Annotated in this window: 21 protein-coding genes; 13 read left to right on the top strand and 8 right to left on the bottom strand. The window is 61.0% G+C overall.

The window, feature by feature from the left end; genetic code table 11:
- Positions 1-20 precede the first annotated feature (20 nt).
- Positions 21-392 (bottom strand): hypothetical protein, encoded by a 372-nt coding sequence (locus KJQ96_RS01060; protein WP_213284855.1) that lies wholly within the window; start codon positions 390-392, stop codon positions 21-23.
- 233 nt (positions 393-625) lie between these two features.
- Between KJQ96_RS01060 and KJQ96_RS01055 the strand changes: the two genes are divergently transcribed.
- Positions 626-1,627: a Bug family tripartite tricarboxylate transporter substrate binding protein gene (locus KJQ96_RS01055; protein ID WP_375293128.1), complete on the top strand. Its 1,002-nt coding sequence runs from the start codon at positions 626-628 to the stop codon at positions 1,625-1,627.
- A 5-nt stretch (positions 1,628-1,632) separates the two neighbouring features.
- Here KJQ96_RS01055 and KJQ96_RS01050 read toward each other — a convergent pair whose 3' ends face one another.
- Entirely contained in the window at positions 1,633-2,283 is a 651-nt protein-coding gene (locus KJQ96_RS01050; protein WP_213284853.1) for a class II aldolase/adducin family protein, read from the bottom strand.
- 91 nt (positions 2,284-2,374) lie between these two features.
- Between KJQ96_RS01050 and KJQ96_RS01045 the strand changes: the two genes are divergently transcribed.
- The 4 genes from KJQ96_RS01045 to KJQ96_RS01030 are packed head-to-tail and all read left to right on the top strand — an operon-like array spanning position 2,375 to position 6,546.
- Positions 2,375-3,250: an S-methyl-5'-thioadenosine phosphorylase gene (locus tag KJQ96_RS01045; protein ID WP_213284852.1), complete on the top strand. Its 876-nt coding sequence runs from the start codon at positions 2,375-2,377 to the stop codon at positions 3,248-3,250.
- Positions 3,251-3,291: 41 nt separating this feature from the next.
- A complete protein-coding gene (gene mtnA, locus KJQ96_RS01040) occupies positions 3,292-4,395 on the top strand; it encodes an S-methyl-5-thioribose-1-phosphate isomerase (protein WP_213284851.1) in 1,104 nt (367 codons plus the stop codon).
- Positions 4,396-4,455: 60 nt separating this feature from the next.
- Positions 4,456-4,998 (top strand): tripartite tricarboxylate transporter TctB family protein, encoded by a 543-nt coding sequence (locus KJQ96_RS01035; protein ID WP_213284850.1) that lies wholly within the window; start codon positions 4,456-4,458, stop codon positions 4,996-4,998.
- Positions 4,999-5,034: 36 nt separating this feature from the next.
- Positions 5,035-6,546: a tripartite tricarboxylate transporter permease gene (locus KJQ96_RS01030; protein ID WP_213284849.1), complete on the top strand. Its 1,512-nt coding sequence runs from the start codon at positions 5,035-5,037 to the stop codon at positions 6,544-6,546.
- A 754-nt stretch (positions 6,547-7,300) separates the two neighbouring features.
- On the opposite strand, the gene KJQ96_RS01025 is transcribed toward KJQ96_RS01030, so the two are convergent.
- From KJQ96_RS01025 to KJQ96_RS01015, 3 genes are all read right to left on the bottom strand, one after another.
- A complete protein-coding gene (locus tag KJQ96_RS01025) occupies positions 7,301-7,960 on the bottom strand; it encodes a hypothetical protein (RefSeq protein ID WP_213284848.1) in 660 nt (219 codons plus the stop codon).
- A gap of 15 nt (positions 7,961-7,975) precedes the next feature.
- The gene (locus KJQ96_RS01020; protein WP_249733572.1) at positions 7,976-8,452 is read right to left on the bottom strand and encodes a type II 3-dehydroquinate dehydratase; all 477 of its coding nucleotides are present in this window, start codon (positions 8,450-8,452) and stop codon (positions 7,976-7,978) included.
- A gap of 175 nt (positions 8,453-8,627) precedes the next feature.
- A complete protein-coding gene (locus tag KJQ96_RS01015; protein WP_213284847.1) occupies positions 8,628-9,821 on the bottom strand; it encodes a CaiB/BaiF CoA-transferase family protein in 1,194 nt (397 codons plus the stop codon).
- A 438-nt stretch (positions 9,822-10,259) separates the two neighbouring features.
- Between KJQ96_RS01015 and KJQ96_RS01010 the strand changes: the two genes are divergently transcribed.
- From KJQ96_RS01010 to KJQ96_RS00985, 6 genes are all read left to right on the top strand, one after another.
- Entirely contained in the window at positions 10,260-11,822 is a 1,563-nt protein-coding gene (locus KJQ96_RS01010) for a lipopolysaccharide biosynthesis protein (RefSeq protein WP_213284846.1), read from the top strand.
- 3 nt (positions 11,823-11,825) lie between these two features.
- Positions 11,826-13,664 carry an asparagine synthase (glutamine-hydrolyzing) gene (gene asnB / locus KJQ96_RS01005; protein WP_213284845.1) on the top strand — a complete coding sequence of 613 codons (1,839 nt, stop codon included), beginning with the start codon at positions 11,826-11,828 and terminating at the stop codon, positions 13,662-13,664.
- Positions 13,640-14,755, top strand: a complete 1,116-nt coding sequence (locus KJQ96_RS01000) for a glycosyltransferase (RefSeq protein ID WP_249733571.1) — start codon at positions 13,640-13,642, stop codon at positions 14,753-14,755. Before asnB ends, KJQ96_RS01000 begins: the two co-directional genes overlap by 25 nt.
- Before the next feature lie 95 nt (positions 14,756-14,850).
- A complete protein-coding gene (locus KJQ96_RS41695; RefSeq protein ID WP_309142344.1) occupies positions 14,851-15,513 on the top strand; it encodes an acyltransferase in 663 nt (220 codons plus the stop codon).
- Positions 15,514-15,570: 57 nt separating this feature from the next.
- Complete coding sequence (locus KJQ96_RS00990; protein ID WP_249733569.1) at positions 15,571-16,509, top strand: NAD(P)-dependent oxidoreductase; 939 nt, start codon at positions 15,571-15,573, stop codon at positions 16,507-16,509.
- A complete protein-coding gene (locus KJQ96_RS00985; protein ID WP_309142343.1) occupies positions 16,485-17,684 on the top strand; it encodes a glycosyltransferase family 1 protein in 1,200 nt (399 codons plus the stop codon). The genes KJQ96_RS00990 and KJQ96_RS00985 overlap by 25 nt, the downstream gene beginning before the upstream one ends.
- A gap of 7 nt (positions 17,685-17,691) precedes the next feature.
- Here the strand turns inward: KJQ96_RS00985 and KJQ96_RS00980 are convergent, their stop codons facing one another.
- The 3 genes from KJQ96_RS00980 to KJQ96_RS00970 form a co-directional block, all read right to left on the bottom strand.
- The gene (locus KJQ96_RS00980; protein ID WP_249733568.1) at positions 17,692-19,038 is read right to left on the bottom strand and encodes a hypothetical protein; all 1,347 of its coding nucleotides are present in this window, start codon (positions 19,036-19,038) and stop codon (positions 17,692-17,694) included.
- A gap of 219 nt (positions 19,039-19,257) precedes the next feature.
- Entirely contained in the window at positions 19,258-20,169 is a 912-nt protein-coding gene (locus tag KJQ96_RS00975; protein ID WP_213284842.1) for an NAD-dependent epimerase/dehydratase family protein, read from the bottom strand.
- A 201-nt stretch (positions 20,170-20,370) separates the two neighbouring features.
- A complete protein-coding gene (locus tag KJQ96_RS00970) occupies positions 20,371-20,898 on the bottom strand; it encodes an HAD-IIIA family hydrolase (protein ID WP_213284841.1) in 528 nt (175 codons plus the stop codon).
- A 262-nt stretch (positions 20,899-21,160) separates the two neighbouring features.
- Between KJQ96_RS00970 and KJQ96_RS00965 the strand changes: the two genes are divergently transcribed.
- Positions 21,161-22,222: a Gfo/Idh/MocA family protein gene (locus tag KJQ96_RS00965; RefSeq protein WP_213284840.1), complete on the top strand. Its 1,062-nt coding sequence runs from the start codon at positions 21,161-21,163 to the stop codon at positions 22,220-22,222.
- Positions 22,219-22,686 (top strand): acyltransferase, encoded by a 468-nt coding sequence (locus KJQ96_RS00960; protein WP_213284839.1) that lies wholly within the window; start codon positions 22,219-22,221, stop codon positions 22,684-22,686. Before KJQ96_RS00965 ends, KJQ96_RS00960 begins: the two co-directional genes overlap by 4 nt.
- The last annotated feature ends 10 nt before the right edge of the window (positions 22,687-22,696 follow it).

The following is a 22,696-nucleotide window of genomic DNA, read 5'->3' as shown; positions in this document are numbered from 1 at the left end:
ATCGTAGCGCAGCAGAACGGCTACTTCTTGAGGCAAAGACCAACGGCCGGACCGGTGCCGCATTTGGCGCCATCGGGGGCACCACCGGACGGACAGAACACCGACACCAGGTTTTCATTGGCATCGCAGCCGACCTCGCCGCTGGCCTGAACCGACCTGATGGAAGTGCCAGCCGGTCCGGGATCGCCTTTCGGACCGGGCACACCCTGCGGTCCCTGTGGCCCTTGGGGACCCTGTTGCCCTTGAGGGCCGGGCACGCCTTGCAAGCCCTGTACGCCCTGTGGCCCGGCCGGTCCCTGTGGGCCGGTATCCCCTTTCGGTCCTGGATCCCGTCCGCACCCCGCGAGGGTCAGCGCCGCACCCATGAGGGCAGTCACCAAAATCCTTCTCATTCAGTCTCTCCTCCTCCTGTTTCTTGTAGCGTGCATTAAACGGGCCCGCTCGCCGCCGCACAATGGAAAAGCGGCGAGATTGGATTCGGCTGTTGGTAGCTGAGGCACAGGAAGGATTTGCAACCTGATGCCAAGGTCATGGGCGGCACATTGCGGTGCAGCTTGAACTCTGATCGGTTCGCTCGCAAGATGGGGCAACCAGACAGATCTGATTTTCCAGGTCTTGCAAATACATGGGGAAGAAACTCGTGGGACAGATCCTCAAAGCTGCGGCCGCCTTAACGGCCCTGATCGCAACCACCCCCGCGTTTGCCGCTTGGGAGCCGACCAAGCCGGTAGAGATCGTGGTCGCGGCCGGCGCCGGCGGCGCCTCCGACCAGATGGCGCGGATGATGCAGGCGGCGATCCAAAAGAACAATTTGATGAAGCAGCCGATGGTTGTGTCGCTCAAGGGCGGGGCGTCCGGCGCCGAGGCGCTGATGTACATGAAATCCAGCGAAGGCGATCCCAACAAGGTGCTGGTCGCCTATTCCCTGATCTACATGCTGCCGCTGTCGGCCAAGATCCCGTTCAACTGGCGTGACCTGACGCCGGTGTCGGTGGTCGCGCTCGACCAGTTCGTGCTGTGGGACAATGCCGACGGCCCCAAGACGGTGAAGGACTTTATCGCGGCCGCCAAGGCCGCGAGCTCGCCGTTCAAGATGGGCGGCACCGGCTCCAAGCGCGAGGACCATGTGTTGACGGTTTTCATGGAGCAGAAGACCGGCGCGAAGTTCTCCTATCTGCCGTACAAGTCCGGCGGCGAGGCGGCGACGCAGCTTGTCGGCAAGCACACCGAAGCCAATGTCAACAACCCGTCTGAAAACCTCGAAGTCTGGCGCGCCGGACAGGTCCGCGCGCTGTGCGTGTTCGACAAGGAGCGCATTTCCTACAAAACCAAGGTCACGGAGACGCAATCCTGGAACGACGTCCCGACCTGCAAGGAGGAAGGGCTCGACGTGCAGTACCTGATGCTGCGCGCGATGTTCCTGCCCGGCAAGGTGACGCCGGAGCAGCAGGCGTTCTATGTCGATCTGTTCCAGAAGGTGACGCAGACGCCGGAATACAAGGACTACATGGAGAAGCAGGCGCTCAAGCCGATCTTCCTCACCGGCAAGGACATGCTGAAATTCCTCGAAGAGGACGACAAGCTGAATGCCTCGCTGATGAAAGAAGCGGGCTTCGTCGCGAAGTAACGCGCTTACTCCTCCGCGTGGCCGTATCCGGCCATGCGGAGGCGGACCTTTTCGATTTCCGCACTTGACAGCAATGGCGGCGTGCCGATCTGCAGGCAGCCGTGATATTGCCGCGCCAGCGTTTCGACCTCGACTGCAAGCCACATCGCCTTTGCCAGTGAAGGCCCGATCGCGATCATGCCGTGATGTTCGAGCAGGCAGGCCAGCCGTCCCTCCAGCGCGCGGACCGCGTGTTCGGAGAGCTCCTGGGTGCCGAAGGTCGCATATGGCGCGCAGCGGATGGTATCGCCACCGGCGACGGCCACCATGTAGTGCACCGGCGGAATCTCCATGCCCATGATCGCCAGCATGGTCGAGTAGGGCGGATGGGCATGCACGATCGCCTGCACCTCCGGGCGGGCCTTGAGGATGTCGCGGTGAAACCGCCACTCGCTCGATGGCCGCTGGGCGGGATCGTGGTTGCCGTCGAGGTGCATGTAGACGATCTGCTCGGGCTTCATCGCCTCGTAGGGCGTGCTGGTCGGGGTGATCAGCATGCCATCGCCATGGCGCAGGCTGATATTGCCCGACGTCCCCTGGTTGATGCCGAGTGCAGTCATGCGCAGGCAGGCGTCGATGATGGATTGGCGTTTTTCTCGGTCGTTCCTCGTCGGCATTTTGAGGCCCCTTGCAACCGTGCGACAATGCTTGATTATTGCGGCGCAGTATAGTCGAACATCTTCCGTGTAATCGTAAGTGGGAGAAGTCATGACGCGTGCCGTGCTTGGCATTATCGGCGGATCCGGCGTCTACGACCTGCCGGGGCTGGAGGATGTCCGCGAGGAAACCATCAACAGCCCGTGGGGCGAGCCGTCCGCGCCGCTGATGCGCGGCATCATCGCCGGGCTGCCGGTCGCGTTCCTGCCGCGCCATGGCAAGGGGCATGTGCTCTCGCCCTCCGACATCAACTACCGCGCCAATATCGACGTGCTGAAACGGGCAGGGGTTACCGACCTGATTTCGCTGTCGGCCTGCGGCTCCTTCAAGGAGGAACTGCCGCCCGGCACGTTTGTGCTGGTCGATCAGTTCGTCGACCGCACCTACCGCCGTGAAAGCTCGTTCTTCGGCAAGGGTTGCGTCGCCCATGTCTCGATGGCCCATCCGGTGTCGCCGCGGCTGCACGTGCATCTGGCGGCAGCGGCCGAGGCTGAGGGGATCGCGGCGGTGCGGGGCGGTACCTATGTCTGCATGGAAGGGCCGCAGTTCTCCAGCCTCGCGGAGAGCCAGTCCTACAAGGCGCAGGGTCATTCGGTGATTGGCATGACCAACATGCCCGAGGCAAAACTCGCCCGCGAGGCCGAGATCTGTTACGCCAGCGTGGCGATGGTCACCGATTACGATTGCTGGCATCCTCATCATGAGGCGGTCACCGTGCAGGACATTATTCGCGTGCTGAACTCGAATGCCGGCAAAGCCAAGGCGCTGGTTGCGCGTCTCGCCCGGGATTTCCCGCGCGAGCATGAGCCGTGCCCGATCGGCTCGGACAAGGCGCTTGACACCGCCCTAATCACGGCGCCGGAAGCGCGCGATGAAGAATTGCTCGCCAAGCTCGATGCCGTGGCGGGGAGGGTGCTACGGTCGTGAGGATGTCTTCCAGCGGGCGCACGACGCGAAGGGCGTAAGACATGAAGGTCGATGGCCGGCATTTTCGCAGCATCTGGCTTGAGGACGACGGCTGGACGGTCGGTGCGATCGACCAGCGGCGATTGCCGCATGAATTCGTGGTGGCGCATATCGCGAGCGCCGCGGATGCGACCGAGGCCATCCGCTCCATGCTGGTGCGTGGCGCGCCGCTGATCGGCGCGACTGCGGCTTACGGCATGGCGCTCGCCATGCGCGCTGACGCTTCCGATGCGGCGCTCGATCGCGCCTATGCCATGCTGCTGGCGGCACGGCCGACGGCGATCAACCTGAAATGGGCGCTCGACGAGATGGCGCGCTTGCTTCGGCCGGTGCCGGCGTCGGAGCGCGTCGCGGCAGCCTACCGGCGCGCCGGCGAAATCGCCGATGAGGACGTCGCGATCAACCAGGGGATCGGCCGGCATGGTCTGGCGCTGATCGAACAGATCGCGGCAACGAAGCAGCCGGGCGAGCCGATCAATATCCTGACCCATTGCAATGCCGGCTGGCTCGCGACGGTGGACTGGGGCACGGCCACGGCGCCGATCTACCTCGCCCATGATAGCGGCCTGAAGGTCCATGTCTGGGTCGACGAGACCCGGCCGCGCAATCAGGGCGCTTCGCTGACTGCCTGGGAACTCGGGCACCACGGCGTGCCGCACACGGTGATCCCTGACAATACCGGCGGCCATCTGATGCAGCACCACATGGTCGATCTCGCGATCGTCGGCACCGACCGGGTGACGGCCAGTGGCGATGTCTGCAACAAGATCGGCACTTATCTGAAGGCGCTCGCCGCCCACGACAACGGCGTGCCGTTCTATGTTGCACTGCCGTCGCCCACCATCGATTTCAGCATCGACGACGGTATCAGGCAGATTCCGATCGAGCAGCGCAACACCGAGGAGGTGGCGACCATGACCGGCCGCACCACCGACGGGCGCGTCGAGACCGTGCGCGTGGTTCCCGACGGCTCGCCCGTTGCCAATTACGCCTTCGACGTCACGCCGGCGCGGCTGGTGACGGGTTTGATCACCGAACGCGGTCTGCTGCGGCCCGATCGTGCTGCACTTGCGAGCGCATTCCCGGAGCGCAGCGCTGGACATTGACGCCGGCGGCGCCGGCACGTATCCCCGTTTAGGACTGTCGTACCGGGGGGCACCGTCTCCATGTCCAATACCGACATCGAAATCGTCGTCGAGGATCCGACCGCGCCGGAGGCGGACTCGCCTCAGATGGCGAGCGTTCGGGTGGTCGACGTGGTCGTCTGCCTTCTGCTTCTCGCGCTTGCGCTGACACTCGGGTACGATAACTGGCGAACGGGCGCCGGCTGGGAATCCACCGGTCCGCAGCCCGGCTATTTTCCGTTCTATCTGTCGATTATCCTCGGTGGCGCCAGTCTCTACGGCCTGGTTGCGGCGTTCTTGTCGCGCCGGGAAGCCTCCGAATCCTTCGTGACGCAAGCGCAGCTTCGCCGTGTGATGGCCGTGTTCGTGCCGACGGTTCTGTTCTGCCTCGCCACGCAATTCCTCGGGCTCTATGTCGCAAGCTTCCTTTTGATCTCCTGCTTCATGCGTTTGGTCGGCAAGATCGCGTGGTGGAAGTCGCTGCTCACCGCCTTCGTGTTCACCGCTGCGATGTTCGTGACCTTCGACATCACCTTCGACGTCATCATGCCAAAGGGCCCGCTCGAAGCGGCGCTTGGCCGCTAACCGGTCGGTGGAACACGCGCCATGGAAGCCCCGTAAATGGAAGCTTTGGGCCTCTTGATGCACGGCTTCGCCGTGCTGCTGACCTGGAAGACGCTGCTCCTGATGATGACCGGGCTGGTGCTCGGCATTTTCGTCGGCGTGCTGCCCGGCCTCGGCGGTCCGAACGGGGTTGCAATCCTGCTGCCGCTGACGTTTACGATGGACCCGACCTCGGCGATCGTGATGCTGTCCTGCATCTACTGGGGTGCGCTGTTCGGCGGTGCCATCACCTCGATCCTGTTCAATATCCCCGGTGAGGCCTGGTCGGTCGCGACCACTTTCGATGGTTACCCGATGGCGCAGCAGGGCAGGGCGGCGGAAGCGCTGACCGCGGCCTTCACTTCGTCGTTCATCGGCTCGCTGGTCGCGGTTATGCTGATCACGTTCCTGGCGCCGATGATCTCGTCGTTCGCGCTGAGATTCGGGCCACCCGAATTCTTCGCGGTGTATCTGCTCACCTTCTGCTCCTTTGTCGGGCTCGGCCGGGAGGCCAAGCACAAGACCGTCATTTCGATGTCGCTCGGTCTCTTGCTCGCGGGCATCGGCATGGACACCGTGTCCGGCCAGTTGCGCATGACCTTCGATTCGGCGGAACTGTTGCGCGGCGTCAACTTCCTGGTCGCGGTGATCGGCCTGTTCGGCATCAGCGAGATCCTGCTCACGATGGAGGAGCGCCTGGCGCTGCGCGGCCACGCCGCCGGCATCTCCTTGCGCGTGGTGCTGTCGGTGTGGAAGGACCTGCCGAAATACTGGGTGACGCTGTTCCGCTCGTCCTTCATCGGCTGCTGGCTCGGCATTACGCCGGGGGGCGCGATTGCCGCGTCCTTCATGGGCTACAACCTCGCCAAGCGCTTCTCCAAGGACCAGGACAGCTTTGGCAAGGGACGCATCGAGGGCGTGTTCGCGCCGGAGACCGCGGCGCACGCCTCCGGCACCGCGGCGCTGCTGCCGATGCTCGCGCTCGGCATCCCGGGCTCGGGCACCGCAGCGATCCTGCTCGGCGGCTTGATGGTGTGGGGGCTCAATCCCGGGCCGCTGCTGTTCGTCGAGCACAAGGATTTCGTCTGGGGGCTGATTGCGTCGATGTATCTCGGCAACGTCGTCGGCCTCGTGCTGGTGCTGACGACGGTGCCGATCTTCGCGTCCGTCCTGCGCGTGCCGTTCGCCGCCGTTGCACCGATGATCGTGGTGTCCTGCGCGATCGGCGCCTATGCAATCCAGAACGCGATCTTCGACATCTGGTTGATGCTGGGCTTTGGCGTCGTCGGCTACGTCTTCAAGAAGATCGGCATTCCGCTCGCGCCGTTCACGCTGGCGCTGGTGCTCGGCAACCGCGCCGAGGATGCGTTCCGCCTGTCGATGATCGGCGCCGGCGGCGATTTGAAGGTGTTCTGGTCGAACGGCCTGGTCGGCTCGATCACGACACTGGCGATCGTGTTGCTGTTCTGGCCCGTCATTGACAAGGCGTTCGGCAGCGTCACGCGCATGTTGCGGCTGGCGAAGGCGTAGTGGAGGCCGATCGATGCGCAGCAGTTGGTCATCCCCGCGCATGCGGGGATCCAGTACGCCGCGGCTTATCGGTTCAATCACTGCTGTCTCTGGAATACTGGGTCGCCCGGTCAAGCCGGGCGATGACGACTGAGTATGAGGAGACGTTCTCGCGGCTCAATTCGCCCGAGTCTTGCTTCTCGAATTCCCGCCCTCTCAATCAGAGGGCGCAGGGAAGACCGGGTGCTGGCTGCACCCGCGGTCTCGTGTGCCGTTGCGCATAGCAAAAGCGCACACGAGCATACAGGTACAGCGGGAGCATCCCGGCCTTCTGCGCAATGGCTTTACGGCTTACTTCGTGCTCTTCCCGGAGAACGGCTTTCTTGCCTCCGTCGCCGACGGGATACCGCGCTCGATCCATTTGGATCGATGCGCAACCGCCGACTTAACGCCAGCACCGCGGCGCCCGAACCACACGACTTCGCCGTACGCTTCAGCGCGCCTACGTCTTGCGCGCCTCTCGCGTCCATCGCATCTCACCGCACGTTCGTGACGATCGCGACCCGCCCCTCAATTGGGTGAGACGGGCGGAGTTATGCGACTGATTTGGGTAAGAACGAAAGCGGAATATTTTTGATTCCCGGGCTTGACACGATTTCTGAAAATCAGAATTGATTTGCCTGTCAGGTTATCTTGTCGCAAGCCGCTGCATGAATCGCGCTTGCGCGAGCGGCAAATCAGCCCGCAGTTCGTCAACTCGTTTAGTCACTTTTCTTCAACCCGGCAGGAGCCACTTCGGCAGGCTGAACGCCAGCCGGTAGAGCGGCAGGCTGTCGATTGCACCGTGATCCTCGGCCGGAAGCATCTTGCGGAGGTGATGAAGGGCGTCGCGGACGGCAGCCTCGTCCAGTCCCTCGATCAGCAGCAGGGCGGCGAAAGAGCCGTCGTTGCTTCGCATGCCTTTCTCACGGGTCTTGATCGAGGTCTGTGCGACATCGGTGAGCAGTAGCCGCGCGGCGATGATGCGGTCGAGATGCGCGAGCTCGGCGACAAGCACGGCGGCATCCCAGGATGGCGCGGTGTCGAGGCGCAGCGGCGCGACGATGCCGCCCTGGCCAGTGCCGGCAGACGCCGCGACACGGCCGCCGCCGCGCGCGAAATTGTCGAGCCGGGGCATGATGCGTTGCGACCATGGCGTTGGCGCATTTAGCCGCGCCAGATAGTCCGGCCCGCCGACGACGCGCTCGTCTTCAAGTTCGTAGAGGATGAAATAGCGGTTCACCGACGCGCCCAGCGCGCGGAAGATGCGGCAGGCCAGGAAGCCGTTGATGCCGACGCGCTCGGCGGCGTGTTCGCGCGTGATCCAGTGCGCCCAGTCGGTTTCGTCCTGCGGCGTCAGATCGCTCCAGATCGCGAGGTAGCCGGACCCCTGCATCTTAAGCTCCATCCGTCATTTCGGGCCAATGCGGACGGCATCCGGTAGCGACTCCGGCAGTTGGCCGGCGCCCTGCAACGCGGCCTGCATGGCGACGATGTAGCCGTAGGGGCCGAGGCCCGCGATCACACCTTTCACCGCGGCCGATAGCTTCGAATGCCGATGTAACTCGTCGCGGGCGTGGATGTTGGAGATGTGCACCTCGTAGATCGGTCCCTCGAAGATCTTCATGGCGTCGAACATCGCAATCGAGGTGAAGGAGTAGGCGGCGGGATTGATGATGAGGGCGTCCGCCGAGGTGCGGGCGGACTGGATCAGGTCGACCAACTCGCCCTCGTGGTTGGACTGGTGAAACGCCAGTTGCGTGCCGGTGAAGGCGGCGAACTCCTCGCACGAGGCCTTGATGGCGTCGAGCGTGGTCGAGCCGTAGATATGCGGCTCGCGGATGCCGAGCATGTTCAGGTTCGGGCCATTGAGGATCATGATGCGCATGGAATGCCTTTCACGGGATAATGAAAGGGCAGTGTAGCCGATCGCGGCAACATGTCAGCCGGTGAACGCTGACGCGTGATGCCGAAGCCGTAGGGCGGATTAGCGTCAGCGTAATCCGCCATTCACGGCAAGTTCGGAGGATTACGCTTCGCCATCCGCCCTGCGAATCCAGGAATCAAACAACCTTGCGCTGGCGCAATTCGGCGATCTCGTCCTTGGCAAAACCGAACTCGGCCAGCACCTCTTCGGTCTGCTCGCCGAATTCCGGCGGGCGTGCGGCCATCCTGCTTGGCGTGCGCGACAGCGTCACCGGCTGGCCGACGAGCTGGATGTGGCGGTTCTCGTCGTTCGGCACGTGTTGCGCGATGCCGAGGTGCTTGACCTGGGCGTCCTCGAACATCTGGTCGATGGAATAGATAGGGCCGCAGGGCACGCCGGCTTCGTTCAATTCCTTGACCCAAGCTTCCGTCGACTTCTTTTCGGTGAGCTTGCCGATCGCTTCGTTCAGCGCATCACGGTTCTTCGAGCGCGCAGGCGCCGTGGCGTAATCGGGATTGGTGATCAGTTCGGGGGCGCCGATCGCCTGCGCGCAGCGTTCCCAGATCCGCCCGCCCGTCGTCGCGATGTTGATATAGCCGTCGGAGGTCTTGAAGACGCCGGTCGGGATCGAGGTCGGATGGTTGTTGCCGGCCTGCTTGGCGACTTCCTTCTCCATCAGCCAGCGCGAGGCCTGGAAATCCAGCATGAAGATCTGCGCCTGCAACAGTGAGGTCTGCACCCACTGACCCTCGCCGGAAACATCGCGCTCCAGCAGCGCCGTGAGGATACCGAGAGCACAGAACAGCCCGGCCGTGAGATCGGCGACGGGGATGCCGACCCGCATCGGGCCCTGGCCCGGCGCGCCGGTGACCGACATCAGCCCGCCCATGCCTTGCGCGATCTGATCGAAGCCCGGCCGCTTGTGGTAGGGACCATCCTGGCCGAAGCCGGAGATGCTGCCATAGACCAGGCGCGGGTTGACCTGGCGCAGGCTCTCATAATCGATGCCGAGTTTTGCCTTCACGTCGGGACGGAAATTTTCGACCACCACGTCGGTCTTGGCGGCGAGGCGCTTGAATACTTCGAGGCCCTTCGGGTCCTTCAGGTTCAGCGTCATGGCCCGCTTGTTGCGATGCAGATTCTGAAAATCCGAGCCATGGCGCGGGCCGCCCGGCTGCTCGCCGCCACCATCTTCCAAGAGCGCGTCGATCTTGATGACGTTGGCGCCCCAGTCCGCCAACTGCCGCACGCAGGTCGGCCCGGACCGGACGCGGGTCAGATCGAGCACGGTGAAGCGGGAAAGGGCCTGCGAAGCGCGTGGGAAAGGCATGAGAAGCTTCGTTTTCTGGATTTTGCGTCGGAAAGGCAGCCTCGGTCTGACTTAGACAATCTGGCGCAGGTTTCCAACTCCTGGTTCGATGCCCGCAGGGCAGGCGGGCCTACGAACGCAAATCGGTGCCGACAAAGCCACGCAAACCTGCGCGCCGATTCATCCGTTAATCCCATTATTTCAACAACTTACGTCGATTGCATTGCGGCGTTCCGGCTGATCCTGTAGTTGAGTTGTTAGGGACAAATCAAGCTTCTGGTACCTCGATCCGTTTCGCGGCCGTGCTAATTGCCCTCAGGCCGTGTGACATATTCCCCGGGACTTTATTGGCTGTCGGACGGTTGCGCCAACTGGCCGATCCGTGTCGCGCTGCCCCGGGGGGCGCGGGCAGGCTTGGTCTAACGGGATGCGCGATTTGAGCAAGGGTGCGATGGCCTGATGGCTGATACGGCGTCAAGAAAAAGTCCGGTCGATGTGCTGGGTAATTCTGCCTGGAACGCGATTGCCTTTGCGGTAGCCGTGGCGCTCAACCTCCTGGTCCTGCCGTTTGTGGTCTTTCGCCTCGGCGTCGCTGCGTTCGGCGTCGCTGGGCTCGTTACGGCATGCGTTGCGCCCGCGCTGGCATTCAGCAACGCCCTTGCATTGTCGACGACCCGGGAACTGGCCCTGCGGCTGGAGCCGTCGGAGCGCCACGATGCGCGACGAATGTTCGCCACGGCGGCAATGCTGGCACTGGCAGCCGGCGGCGCGATCGCGATGCTGTTTGCTTTGGCCGGGGCACCGCTTGCGCGGCTTGGATTTCATTTGAGCGGGTTGTCCGCGGATGACCTGGGACTCGCGTTTGTGCTGGCCAGTGCCGGGTGGCTGTGCCAGTGCCTGTCCGCTGTCTTCCTGGCCTTGTTCACGGCGCGCCAGGACTATCGAAGGGTTGCTTCGATCAGCATCATCAGTACCGTGGTCGCAACAAGCTCCATGCTGTTGTTGATTCCGCGCTGGCCTCTGGCCTCGACGCTTCTCGGCTGTCAAGCGTTGGGTTTTGCAACGAGCTTTGTTCTGGCCTTCGGATGGTCCCGACGTGTCATAGGCGATTGGCTCGCGCGCCCGACGATCGATCGCGGGTCGCTCGGCAGCCTCGTCAAGCTGGGTGGCTGGCAACTGGCCGCACAGAGTGGCGCGCTCATTGCCGCACAGGCGGATCGTTACTTGCTCGGAGCTTTGCTGCAGCCGCAATTCGTCGGCTTTTATACGATTGCGCAGCGGCTGGAGGAGGCGGTGTATATCGGCGTCCTGAAGGTCGGCGAAATCCTCTTCCCGTTCTTCAGTGCTCTGCAGAAGGAGACTGACGATCGCAAGGCCGATCTCCTGTTCCGCTCGTCCTGGATACTCAATGTGCTCGCCGCGAGTGCGCTTGGCGGCCTTATCCCCGTCGCCGGCCCGTTGCTTCATCTGTGGACCGGCGCCGAAGTGGCTGCCGAGGCCCAGCGTGTGCTGGTGACACTGTCGATCGCCGGCATCCTTGGATCGAGCTCGAATGTCTTTGCTTTCTATCTTCTGGCGCAAGGGCGATCGAGTTCGAATGCCGTGATCTCATTGCTCACGGGCGTGTTCACGGTGGCGACCAGTGCGACCGCTTTGCCGTCTTTCGGATGGCAGGCGGCGGGCTGGAGTGCCTGCATTGGCATGATCGCTCAAATGGTGACCGTCGTGATCTTGCTGTGCCGGCATTTCGGGCTCGCCGGTATGCGGTTGCGTCTGACCCACTTCGTGTTGATGCCGATTGGCGTCGGCATCGCAACCGCGCTGGCGTTGCGATATGGCTTCCGCAACGCGCAACTCGACCAGGCCATTGGCTGGTGGTACGTGGGGGGCTGTTATGTGCTGGCGGCTGGTATCATCTTCGTCGTCGCGGTCGCGGTTTCACGGGCCGGTCCCTACGGCGCGGCCTGCTGGCGGGATCTCCGCGTCATCGCCAGCCGTTTCCTGTCTCTCAAGGCGATCTGACGAATGTGCGGAATTGCTGGCATCATAAACCTCCGCGGTAACGCGGTCGAACCGGCGGAAATCTCGCGACTGACGAATCTCCTCGCGCATCGCGGACCCTTTGGCGAGGGAAGCTGGTTCAGCGCGAACCGCAATCTGGCGTTCGGCCATCGCAGGCTGGCCATCATCGATCCTGGCGAGGGCGGCTTTCAGCCGATGGTGTCGGCCGACGGCCGCCATGTGATCGTGTTCAACGGTGAGATCTATAATTTCCTCGAACTTCGACGCGAGCTCGAGGCGCAGGGAGCAATCTTCCGCAGCCAGTCCGATACCGAGGTCATTCTGGCCGCATGGCAAGCGTGGCGGGAAGGCATGCTGACGCGCTTCAACGGAATGTGGGCGCTGGCGATCTTCGACACCAAAACTGAAGAGCTGTTTCTGGCGCGCGACCGCTTCGGCATCAAGCCGCTGTTGTATGCGCTGACATCGGAGCGCTTTGTCTTTGCATCCGAGCAGCGCGCATTCGTCCGAAGCGGCCTGATCAACGTGTCGTTGGATATCGACGTGGCGCGGCGACTTATGCTTGATGCCTTCGGAGTCGAAGGAAGCGAACGGACCCTTTGCCGGGAGGTGCGCCGCCTTCAGGGTGGGCATTGCATGTGGCTGCGCCAGGGCAAACTGGATGTCCGGCGCTGGTGGCGGACCGTGGATCACCTGCCGGTGGTCCCGAACACCGAAGCCGAACGGGTGGAGCGCTTTCGCGAACTGTTCCAGGACGCGGTCGCGCTTCGGATGCGCAGCGACGTGCCGATCGGGACCTGTCTGTCGGGAGGGTTCGATTCGTCGGCTGTGATCAGCACCATGGCCGCGCACGAAAAGGCCGGCATGGGTCCGCGGGACAGCACCTCGTGGCGCCATGCTTTTGTGGCGACGTTTCCCGGCGCCTCGAATGACGAGCGACCGATGGCGGAGGAGGCGGCGGCGTGGGCGGATGTCGCGCCGACCTTCCTCGAGATTGGGCGGGCCGACGCGCTGATCGAACTCGACCAGATCCTCGACGACAACGATGACGTCTATATCGGACTTCCAAGCGCGGCCTGGTTGATCTATCGAGAACTCAGGCGTCACAACGTGACAGTGTCGCTGGACGGCCATGGCGCGGACGAGTTGATGGGGGCCTATCTTCAGGAGGGGCAATCGGGGGCGTTCTGGATGCGAAACCTGCTCGCCGGATTTGCTTCCAGTTCGGCACCGGCGCGGCGAGGCACCGATCTGCTGCGGGCGCTGATGATCCGGCGCCAGGGAAACTATTTCCTGCGTGGCGGTCTGCGTGATGTCCCGGCGGAGCTCCCGCTGGTCGGAGAAGACGACGTGCTGCCGCACGACTGGGGTGCATTGAACCGACGGCTCTACCGGATGTCTCACAGCACCGTGCTGCCGACCATCCTGCGAAACTTCGACCGCCTGTCGATGGCTCACGGCATTGAGGTCCGTATGCCGTTCATGGACTGGCGTCTGGTTACCTATGCGATGGCGTTGCCGGAATCCAGCAAGTCGTCGAATGGCTATACCAAGGTCATTGCACGAAAGGCGATGGCTAACCTGATGCCGGAATCCATCCGGATGGGACGCCGAAAGGTCGGATTCAATTCGCCGATGCCCGAATGGTTGAACGGACCTCTCGTCGAATGGACCACCGATCTGCTCGATCGAAAAGTGTCGGCGTTTGCCGAGTTGGTCGACGAGGACCGCCTGCGTAGCGCAGTCATCAACCTGACTTCTGCGAAGAAATGGGACTGGGAGTCGGCCGGAAGAATCTGGCCTTATCTAAACATGAAATGGATGATGGCAAGAGTATCGTAGAGATGCGACTGTTTCAAAATTGCGGGCTCACGCCATCCTATATCGCGCATCTGGACAAGCGGGTGCCTTCAGGAGTGACATTCGACGAGCGGCATCGGTCCTTTCTGGACGACCGATTTGGGGCGCTGCACTTTCTCAAGCCGGTGATGGAAAAAGATGCGACATCTTTCCTTGCCTGCGGCAACGATGAGATGATGCAACGGTCGTGGGCGCGAGAGAATGGACTTCCCGCAAAATCATCTCTCGAGGAAATTCTACTTGCCCAGATCGAACACCATCGAACCGAGATCCTCTACAATCTCGATCCGGTCCGCTTTCCAAGTTCGTTTGTTCGAACACTACCTGGATGCGTGCGAAAGACCCTATGCTGGAGAGCGGCACCATCCGGACAAGCGGACTTCACGGCTTATGGGGCAGTGCTCGGCAATTTCCCGTCGATCCTGGATTTATGGCGCAAGAAGGGCTGTCGGGCGGAATGGTTCGCGCCGGCGATTGATCCCGAAATGAATGCGTATGGGCACGGTGAGCGGCCAATTGATGTGCTGTTTGTGGGCGGATATTCCCGGCATCATTCCGCTCGTGCGAAGATCCTTGAGCGTGTTGCCAGTCTCGCTAAGGAGTGGCATGTGGTGTACTGTTTGGATGCGTCGCGGCTGACCAGGATTGCAGAAAGTTTTGCCGGTTGTTTGTTGCCGCTGCAGAAGTATCGACGGCCACAGGCGGTTTCCAAAATAGCCAGATCGCCGGTGTTTGGAAGGCAGCTATATGAGTTAATTGGAAAGTCGAAGATAGTGCTGAACGGCGCTATCGATATGGCGGGGCCAGATCGCGGCAATATGCGTTGTTTCGAGGCGATCGGATGCGGTGCGCTGCTGGTTTCAGATGAAGGAAATTATCCGGAAGGCCTGAGAAACGAAGAGACGATGCTCACCTATTCGAATAGTGAGAGCTGTGTCAGGCAGATCGAGCGGTGCGTGAACGATTGGACCAACGTGCAAGGAATTGCCGGAGATGGACGACGACTTATCGATGAAATCTACAGTAAGGAACGTCAATGGTTGGCGTTCCAGGCAATTGTGGCGCGCCTTTAGCCAGTAGAATTAATGCGCGTCGAGCTCGGACTAAACTATCCTGCGCTATCGGGACATCGGCATTGCCACGGTATATAAGGGGAAGGGAGGCCAGAGTGCGTCCGATCGATTTAACGTCGGAGAACTATCGGCATTCGACGAAATGGTTTTCAGCGCTCAATCGCCATTTCGCTCACGCTATTGACGGCGTGAATTTTCATTTCTTCGTTCAACGATTGATCGGAAGGGCGACGTGCCGACTTGAGCCGGGCGCCTTCCTTAGCCATAACGCCAGAATTAGAAATGCATTAGGAGACAGCAGCCAGATCGTAATCGGCGCGAATTCGCATGTCAGGGGCGAGTTGATGATCTTCGCTCATGGCGGACGGATCTCAGTCGGCGAGTGGTGCTATGTCGGTATGGGAACGCGCATTTGGTCCGGAGCATCGATCGATATAGGTGATCGGGTCTTGATCTCCCATTCTGTCAATATATTCGACAATCTGACGCATCCGATTCGAGCATCGGAGCGTCACGCACAAGCGAGACAGATCTTTACAATGGGCCATCCAAGAGACATTTGTCTGGACGATAAGCCGATCAAGATTGGCGATGACGCCTGGATTGGGGCTTGCGCGATCATCATGCGAGGCGTCACCGTCGGGCAGGGAGGCATCGTGGCCGCCGGATCCGTCGTGACCAAGGACGTTCCGGCCTTTTCCATTGTGGCGGGCAATCCGGCGGTTGTCGTGAGGGAGCTGTCGCCAAGTGAGCGCTAGAACCATGATAGTAAATAAGGTGCTATCGCGCGGATCTACCCCTCAGGTATGACTAGCTTGGTAGATATCAACGTGTGGGTTACCGGCGCCAATGGCTTCATTGGCCGGCATCTCGTCAGGGTGCTCGCCGATCGGGGCTATCGCGTTCACGGCATCGGTCACGGCGCGATCGGCGAAGCCGAACGGCATCGCATCGGTATCGAGCATTGGCTGAACGGCGAGATCGATGCGGCCAATCTCAACACGCTTGCGAAGCGCGCAGGATTGCCGTCGACGATTTTCCATCTGGCCGGCGGGTCGTCGGTTGGGTTGTCGATCGCGCAGCCGTTTGAGGATTTTTCGCGCACCGTTACGAGCACGGCCAGGCTGCTGGAGTGGCTGCGCGGGACCGCCAGGGATTGTCGCTTGATCGTCGCGTCGAGCGCGGCAGTCTATGGAGACGGTCATGGGGGTGCAATTGCGACGGATGCCGCAACGCTTCCGATGTCGCCCTATGGGCAGCACAAGCTGATGATGGAGCAGCTTTGCCGAAGTTATGCCGTCACCTTTGGCATACGCAGCACGGTGGCGCGGCTGTTCTCGGTCTACGGCCCAAACTTGCGCAAGCAATTGCCATGGGACATCTGCTCCCGCTTGCAAGCTGGTGAGCGAAACCTCGTGTTGGGAGGAACAGGTGCGGAGGTGCGGGACTGGACCGATGTTCGCGACATCGCCCGGCTGTTGGCGGTGATCGGCGGAACGCCGCATGCGGAGACCTTTCAAGTGATCAACGCCGGCTCCGGTCTCGGAACGACGGTGGCACGGGTTGCCGCCATGCTTGCAGAATGCTGGGGCGGAACCGTATCGGTACAATTTTCGGGCATTGTGCGCGCTGGCGATCCGTCAAGTCTGCTGGCGGACGACGCAACGCTCCGCGCTCTGCCCTTCGAGTGGACGATCCCGGCTGAACAGGGCTTTCCGGACTATGTCTCGTGGTTCAAAGGTCAGAGCCGGTGAACGAGGGGGCGCCGCTGCGTCTCGCCTTTACGCATATTCCGCGCAGGCTCTGGGCCGGCGGCTATAACTATCAAAGCAATCTATTTCAGGCGCTGAGCAAGTTCCGCACCGGCGACTTTGCGCCCATCCTGTTTGCCGGGGCCGGTGACGATGATGCCGATCTTGCACCGCTTGCCGCGATACCTGATGTGGAGGTGGTGCGATCGGCGGCGTTCGACGGCCGTGTCGGTTTGGCTGCCGCGCTGGCATGGGGATTGGACCGGGAGGCGGTGGCCGCATTCCGGACGCACCGCATCGATGCCGTCTTCGAGGCAGCCCGCTTCTTCGGCTGGCGACTGCCTTATCCTGCGATTGCCTGGTTTCCCGATTTTCAGCATCGACGATTGCCGCAGCTTTTTCCGGCGGCGGCGCGGTGGCGTCGCGAAGCCGGCTTCCGAATGCAGATCGCATCGGGGCGCACCGTCATGCTGAGCAGCGAAAGCTCGCATCGCGACTTCCGGAAGTTCTATCCCGGAGCGAAGAACGAGGTCTGTGTGGTTCGTTTCGCGACCGGGCCGTCGCCGGCGTTCCTGACCGCAAATCCGGCTGAGATCGTTGCGCAGTATCAGTTGCCTGAAAAGTATTTCTACCTGCCAAATCAGTTCTACACGCACAAGAATCACCAGGTGGTCGTCGATGCGCTGGCCATCCTGGCGGAGCGGAGGTTCGATGCGGTCGTGTGCGCTTCGGGCAGCACCGAAGATCGGCGCGAGCGAGGCTATTTCGATGAGGTCATGGCGCGGGTGCGAAGTCGCGGGCTCGAAAAACGCTTCCGTCATCTGGGAATGATTCCGCTTTCGCACGTTTACGCATTGCTGCGGGCGTGCACCGGGCTGATCAATCCGTCGCGTTCGGAGGGATGGAGCACGGCCGTCGAGGAGGCGAAGTCGTTTGGCGTACCGATGATATTGTCTGATCTTGACGTCCACCGCGAACAGACCAACGATACGGCGAGCTATTTCGGGACGGATGATCCCGCGACTCTGGCCGATCACATTGTGCGGGTCTCTCAGGACTCCGGCGCACCGTCAGTTCGAAGTTTTGTTCCCGGCCACGACGACCGCGTCGCTGCCTTTGCCACGGGCTTTGCGACGGTTATTGAGAAAACGCTGAAGTCGTCGCAACATCGGGGATAGATTTCGGCTAAGTCGTACTTGCTGCGGTTTGAGAGACCGCTTGGTTTTTGCCGTCGAAGATGGTGCGTGGCGTAACGAACCAAAGCAAGAACAGGATAGCGGCGCCGTTGCTGAGTAGGTTAGTCGAAAGTGGCACGTTAAGAAGAACCTGCGGAAGCATCCCACCTGATAACAAGACAAATCTCCACGGCAACCCAGAAGACAAGCGGTTGGCAATTGCGAACACGAGGCCGCAACCTAATGCAGAAAGCGGTGCCAGCTTAAGGCCAACGGAAGCGATGCCTTCTGTCGCAAACAGCGATGCGTTGAATGCGCCTTGGTTATATACCTTCATGAGAATCGATAGCTGTTCATTGTACGGACAGTCGATGACAAGCTTCACGACGTTGATCTGGCAAAAGTGCGTCAACGGATGCGTCGAGAAGAAGTTGTTGTACACTTCGAGCGCGATCGATGGGATGGCGACCATCCTGGTATTGACTATGTCGAAGTACTGCGCTGACCATTCAAAGGGAATTAGCCCCGCCTTCGAGACCAATAGCATTGCTATGCCGATGGATATCGGCAACAACAGCGACAAAATGACTGCGCTCCTCGCTTCCACAAAACTGCACAAGAAGGCGAGAAACAGGAGCCAGAACGGCGCAAAGAGCGTTAGTTTGGTCAATGTCACGGGATAGAGCAGCAGCAGCAGGGCAAGTACGATTCCTGCCCGCAAAAGACTTCCACGCAGAATGAGGCCGGCAAATGCAAACGGCAACAGCGCGTTCGATGTGATGCCGAGGGCATACCTCACCGCCGCGGGAAACGCGAGTTCTTCGCGAAATCGATAGATTTCCGAAAGACCGGCAAGCTTGAAATTGTAAGAGGCGGCGGCCGCGATGGAAATCGCAGCGAAGATCAAGATAGCCGATAACAGGAGATCGAAGCCTCTCTCCGACAAACCCAATCGCGTCCTGACCGGCGAAGTGACAAACAGCGCAGGCGCCAGGAATGCCAGCGCGGACGTGAAAATGGAGACTATCGCCAACGAGTGATTGTAAGGAAGGAGCGAAAACTCGATCAGCCAAAGATAGCCGAGGATCATCGTGTAGAAGTAAAATCCGACGAAATAGCCAAAGCTGAATCGGCTGACTATGAAAACGGCGGATACCGCGACGAAGGGGAGCGTCCGCAGTATCGCTATCAGGACGTTTGCTTTGTCAAACTCCACGATGCCAGGAAAGGAGGCTGCGGCGGCGTAGGAAAGGGAGACGCAACATGCCGCGACATGCCAGCAAAGGAGCCAAGCTAATCTGCGCCCGCACTGCAGGCGTGCGGATATCGTCGTGGGATGGGCGTCCGGCTCGATCATGATGCCTTACTGATGCTTAGGTGACGACGACAGGTGCTTTTGGCGGAATTGTTGGCGCCCGCAGGGCTGGATACGCTGAAATACATATGATAATACCGGTAAAGCTCATTTGCCCGTGGTGGTTGTTAGAGGCCAAACTGAGATTACACTACGATTCGCCGGTAGTTCGACGGAAGTAACGATTAGGCTGAACAATAGCACGGGGCGATTTCGGCAAGATTACTTGCGGGGGGCGCTCATAAGGTCAGAGGTGGAATCGCTCAGGGTCGGCTGCCAGCCGAGCGCGAGCAGCTTCGTGGGGCGCGCAATGAGAGGTTCGCCGATCCGCTGCCAAAGCCCGGTCCAACCAGCTGCCGCGAAGAACACTCTCATCCAGTTCTCGGGAATTGGCACCAGCCAGGGTGCGCGAACCAGCGTGGCGCGCCGCCGCGAAATTAGATCCGGAACGGTGAGCGGCGTCGGATCGGATACGATGAACATCTCCCCGCGGGCTCGCGGCTCGGTCAGCACCAGCTCGACGGCCGAGCTGAAATTTTCAACCGACAGCACCGATCGCTGCGCCTTCAATGCTCCGAACGGCAGCGGTATCGGCAGACCTGATATCCTGTGTATGACGGAAAAATTTCCCTTCTCACCTTGTCCGTAAATTACAACGGGACGAAGAATCGTAAAGGAACCCAGGGCCGCACGAACGGATTCTTCAGCCGCCAGTTTGGAGCGCCCATAGGGGTTGGTAGGCTTGGGCGGGTCATCTTCGGTTAGTTCCGCCTCCGAGAATGATCCGCTCTGCGCGGCAATCGACGAAACGAAAACCAGATGCTTTCCCTGACGAGAAGCTGCATTCGCCAGCGCTTCGGTGGCACGGTGATTGACCAGGGTGTACTGCTCCTCGTCAGCAAAGCGGTGCGCAATTCCGGCCAGGTGGACGACGGCGTCGCACTTTTCCAGCAGGGGCTGCCAATCGAACGGCATAGCCAGGTCGGGAAGAGGCGCCGAGACAACGCTCGGATGCTTGAACTCGGAAACCGTCCTGGACGCAGCGATGACCTTGAAATTTCGTGATGCGAGATAGTGAATGAGGTTGCGTCCAATGAAACCATCGGCGCCGGTCACGAGGACGGTAATAGCCATGAAAACTCACCGAAGCGAGATTACTGAACGATGCTTGAGTATATGCCAATTCTCGCCGCAAGGAAAATGGCTTGCATCCAGATCGATCGTTGATGCCGCTTCGCAGCCGAGGTCAAGGTAGCGGCAGCTTCGGTAGGAGCAGAATGAGGCGCTCTTTCCCTGGCCAATGAAACCGTCGACGCGCATGAGTTGCTTGGCGCTTCAGTTGTCGATGCTCTCCTCTGGGTTCGGGTACAGGACCGATCTCAGCAGTCGTGCGAGGTTGCCACCGGAGAACAGAATACCCTGGACGCCAGCGGCCCGTGCTGCCTCCAAATCAGTAGGCTTGTCTCCTACGAGAATGCTCCGATTGATATCTACTGGGAAGCGCTCCAGAAGATCGGTGATCATTCCGGGAGCAGGCTTTCGTCGATGACTTACCTTGCGATAACGCTCTATCACCGCATCGGGATGATAGGGGCAATATTCGAATGCGTCTATGTGAGCTCCGATTTTAGCCAGATCACCTGCCATCCATTCATGCAGAGCTTGCACGTGATGCTCATCGTAAAGACCTCTGGCCACGCCTGACTGGTTCGTAATGACGAAGACAAGATATCCAGCGTCGTTGGCGGCCTTTACAGCTTCACGTGCGCCATCTATCCACTTCAGTTTGCTGATCTCGTAAACATAGCCGTGGTCTTCATTGAGTACGCCATCTCGATCAAAGAAAACTGCTGGTCTCTTCATTCGTCGCCTTCACATGGCAGTTTCGATCGAGCTTGCTTTTTATGAGGCAAGCGTAGACCACAGCGTAAATGTGCGGCTCGGTCGATATTCGCCGTTTGGTGCGTTGTCGTATGGAGCAGTTGGGAGATCGTCAACGCTTCGGAGAGAGGCGAAATCTATCAGGCCCATCCGGGATTTGGAAGGCAGCCCTTTTTGAAGGGTTGGCTGCGGTCGACGGGGCGGCTAATGTGAATCCAGACGGTTAATCGGAATAAGGCTCCCCATGATCAGATTCGGCCTGCTCGGATGCGGGCGTATCGCAAAGCGCCACGCCGACCTTTTGGGTGGCAATCATGTCGACGGAGCCAGGCTTGTCGCAGTATGCGACACTGTTCGCGCCCGCGCCGACGCGATTGCGTCGAGATCCGGCGTCCCCGCGGAATATGACATGGATACCTTCCTGGCCCGGAAGGATATCGACGCGGTGGCGGTGCTGACGCCGAGCGGGATGCATCCCGCCCATGTCATCGCCTGCGCCAAGGCCGGAAAGCACGCCATCGTCGAGAAGCCGATGGCATTGCGGCTTCAGGACGCCGACGACATGATCCGCGCCTGCGACGAGGCCGGCGTCAAGCTGTTCGTCGTCAAACAGAATCGCTTCAACGTTCCGGTGGTGAAGGCGCGCGAGGCGCTGGAGGCCGGCCGCTTCGGCCGCCTGATACTCGGCACCGTGCGCGTCCGCTGGTGCCGCGACCAGGCCTATTACGACCAGGATGCCTGGCGTGGCACCTGGGCCTATGATGGCGGCGTGCTCTCGAATCAGGCCAGCCATCACGTCGACATGCTGGAATGGTTTTTCGGCGACGTCGTCAGCGTTCACGCCCGCGCGGTTACGGCGCTGGCAAAGATCGAGGCCGAGGACACGGCGGTCGCCACGCTGAAGTTCCGCAACGGTGCGCTCGGAATCATCGAGGCGACCACGGCTGCGCGTCCGACCGACCTCGAAGGCTCGCTTTCGATTCTCGGAGAGAAGGGAACGGTCGAAATTGCCGGCTTTGCCGTCAACCAGATCCGGCACTGGCGCTTTGTCGAGGAACTTGCCTCGGACAAGGACGTGATCGAGAAATTTTCCGTCAATCCGCCGAACGTCTACGGCTTCGGTCACCAGGCCTATTACCAGCACGTGATCGACTGTTTGGTGAACCAGCGTTCGGCGCTGGTCGATGGTCTCGAAGGGCGCAAGAGCCTGGAACTGATTTCGGCGCTCTACGAATCGATCGAGACGGGCGCCGAGGTGCCGCTTCGCTTCGCGCCTCGGCTGGGCCGGCTCGGTGTCGTATCGTGAACCGGCCGGTGATACATCAGGCGGGCGTGCGCGATGTCGCGTTCGGCGCGCGCGTCAAAATCGTCGAGCCGTGCAATCTGTACGGCTGCAAAATCGGCGACGATTGCTTTGTTGGGCCGTTTACCGAGATCCAGAAAGACGTCGTGATCGGCGCCCGCACGCGGGTGCAGTCTCACGCCTTCATCTGCGAACTGGTCACGGTCGGCGAAGACTGCTTTGTCGGGCACGGGGTGATGTTCGTGAACGACACGTTTTCGACCGGCGGCCCGGCGCGGGGCAACAAGGATCTATGGCGCGAGACCGTGATCGGAAACCGCGTCTCGATCGGCTCCAACGCCACCATCTTGCCGGTGAGGATCGCCGATGACGTCGTCATCGGCGCAGGCTCTGTTGTGACCAGAGATATCACGTCGCCAGGGACCTATGCCGGCAACCCGGCGCGCCGGCTGCTGGCGGACAAGTAGGAAGCCGACC

Source organism: Bradyrhizobium sp. sGM-13, from assembly GCF_018398875.1.
Taxonomy (GTDB): Bacteria; Pseudomonadota; Alphaproteobacteria; order Rhizobiales; family Xanthobacteraceae; genus Bradyrhizobium.
The sequence above is the reverse complement of the archived record's forward strand: the minus strand, read 5'-3'. Positions and strand labels throughout refer to the sequence as shown.

Excerpts from the sequence above, each read along its gene's own strand:
- KJQ96_RS01000 (WP_249733571.1), top strand. The coding sequence starts at position 13,640 with ATGGATGATGGCAAGAGTATCGTAGAGATGCGACTGTTTCAAAATTGC.
- KJQ96_RS01030 (WP_213284849.1), top strand. The coding sequence starts at position 5,035 with ATGGAAGCTTTGGGCCTCTTGATGCACGGCTTCGCCGTGCTGCTGACC.
- KJQ96_RS01020 (WP_249733572.1), bottom strand. The coding sequence starts at position 8,452 with ATGCGCATCATGATCCTCAATGGCCCGAACCTGAACATGCTCGGCATC.
- KJQ96_RS00975 (WP_213284842.1), bottom strand. The coding sequence starts at position 20,169 with ATGGCTATTACCGTCCTCGTGACCGGCGCCGATGGTTTCATTGGACGC.
- KJQ96_RS00965 (WP_213284840.1), top strand. The coding sequence starts at position 21,161 with ATGATCAGATTCGGCCTGCTCGGATGCGGGCGTATCGCAAAGCGCCAC.
- KJQ96_RS00980 (WP_249733568.1), bottom strand. The coding sequence starts at position 19,038 with ATGATCGAGCCGGACGCCCATCCCACGACGATATCCGCACGCCTGCAG.
- KJQ96_RS01050 (WP_213284853.1), bottom strand. The coding sequence starts at position 2,283 with ATGCCGACGAGGAACGACCGAGAAAAACGCCAATCCATCATCGACGCC.
- KJQ96_RS01055 (WP_375293128.1), top strand. The coding sequence starts at position 626 with ATGGGGAAGAAACTCGTGGGACAGATCCTCAAAGCTGCGGCCGCCTTA.
- KJQ96_RS01025 (WP_213284848.1), bottom strand. The coding sequence starts at position 7,960 with ATGCAGGGGTCCGGCTACCTCGCGATCTGGAGCGATCTGACGCCGCAG.
- KJQ96_RS01045 (WP_213284852.1), top strand. The coding sequence starts at position 2,375 with ATGACGCGTGCCGTGCTTGGCATTATCGGCGGATCCGGCGTCTACGAC.
- KJQ96_RS01035 (WP_213284850.1), top strand. The coding sequence starts at position 4,456 with ATGTCCAATACCGACATCGAAATCGTCGTCGAGGATCCGACCGCGCCG.
- KJQ96_RS01010 (WP_213284846.1), top strand. The coding sequence starts at position 10,260 with ATGGCTGATACGGCGTCAAGAAAAAGTCCGGTCGATGTGCTGGGTAAT.
- KJQ96_RS00970 (WP_213284841.1), bottom strand. The coding sequence starts at position 20,898 with ATGAAGAGACCAGCAGTTTTCTTTGATCGAGATGGCGTACTCAATGAA.
- mtnA (WP_213284851.1), top strand. The coding sequence starts at position 3,292 with ATGAAGGTCGATGGCCGGCATTTTCGCAGCATCTGGCTTGAGGACGAC.
- KJQ96_RS01060 (WP_213284855.1), bottom strand. The coding sequence starts at position 392 with ATGAGAAGGATTTTGGTGACTGCCCTCATGGGTGCGGCGCTGACCCTC.
- KJQ96_RS01015 (WP_213284847.1), bottom strand. The coding sequence starts at position 9,821 with ATGCCTTTCCCACGCGCTTCGCAGGCCCTTTCCCGCTTCACCGTGCTC.
- asnB (WP_213284845.1), top strand. The coding sequence starts at position 11,826 with ATGTGCGGAATTGCTGGCATCATAAACCTCCGCGGTAACGCGGTCGAA.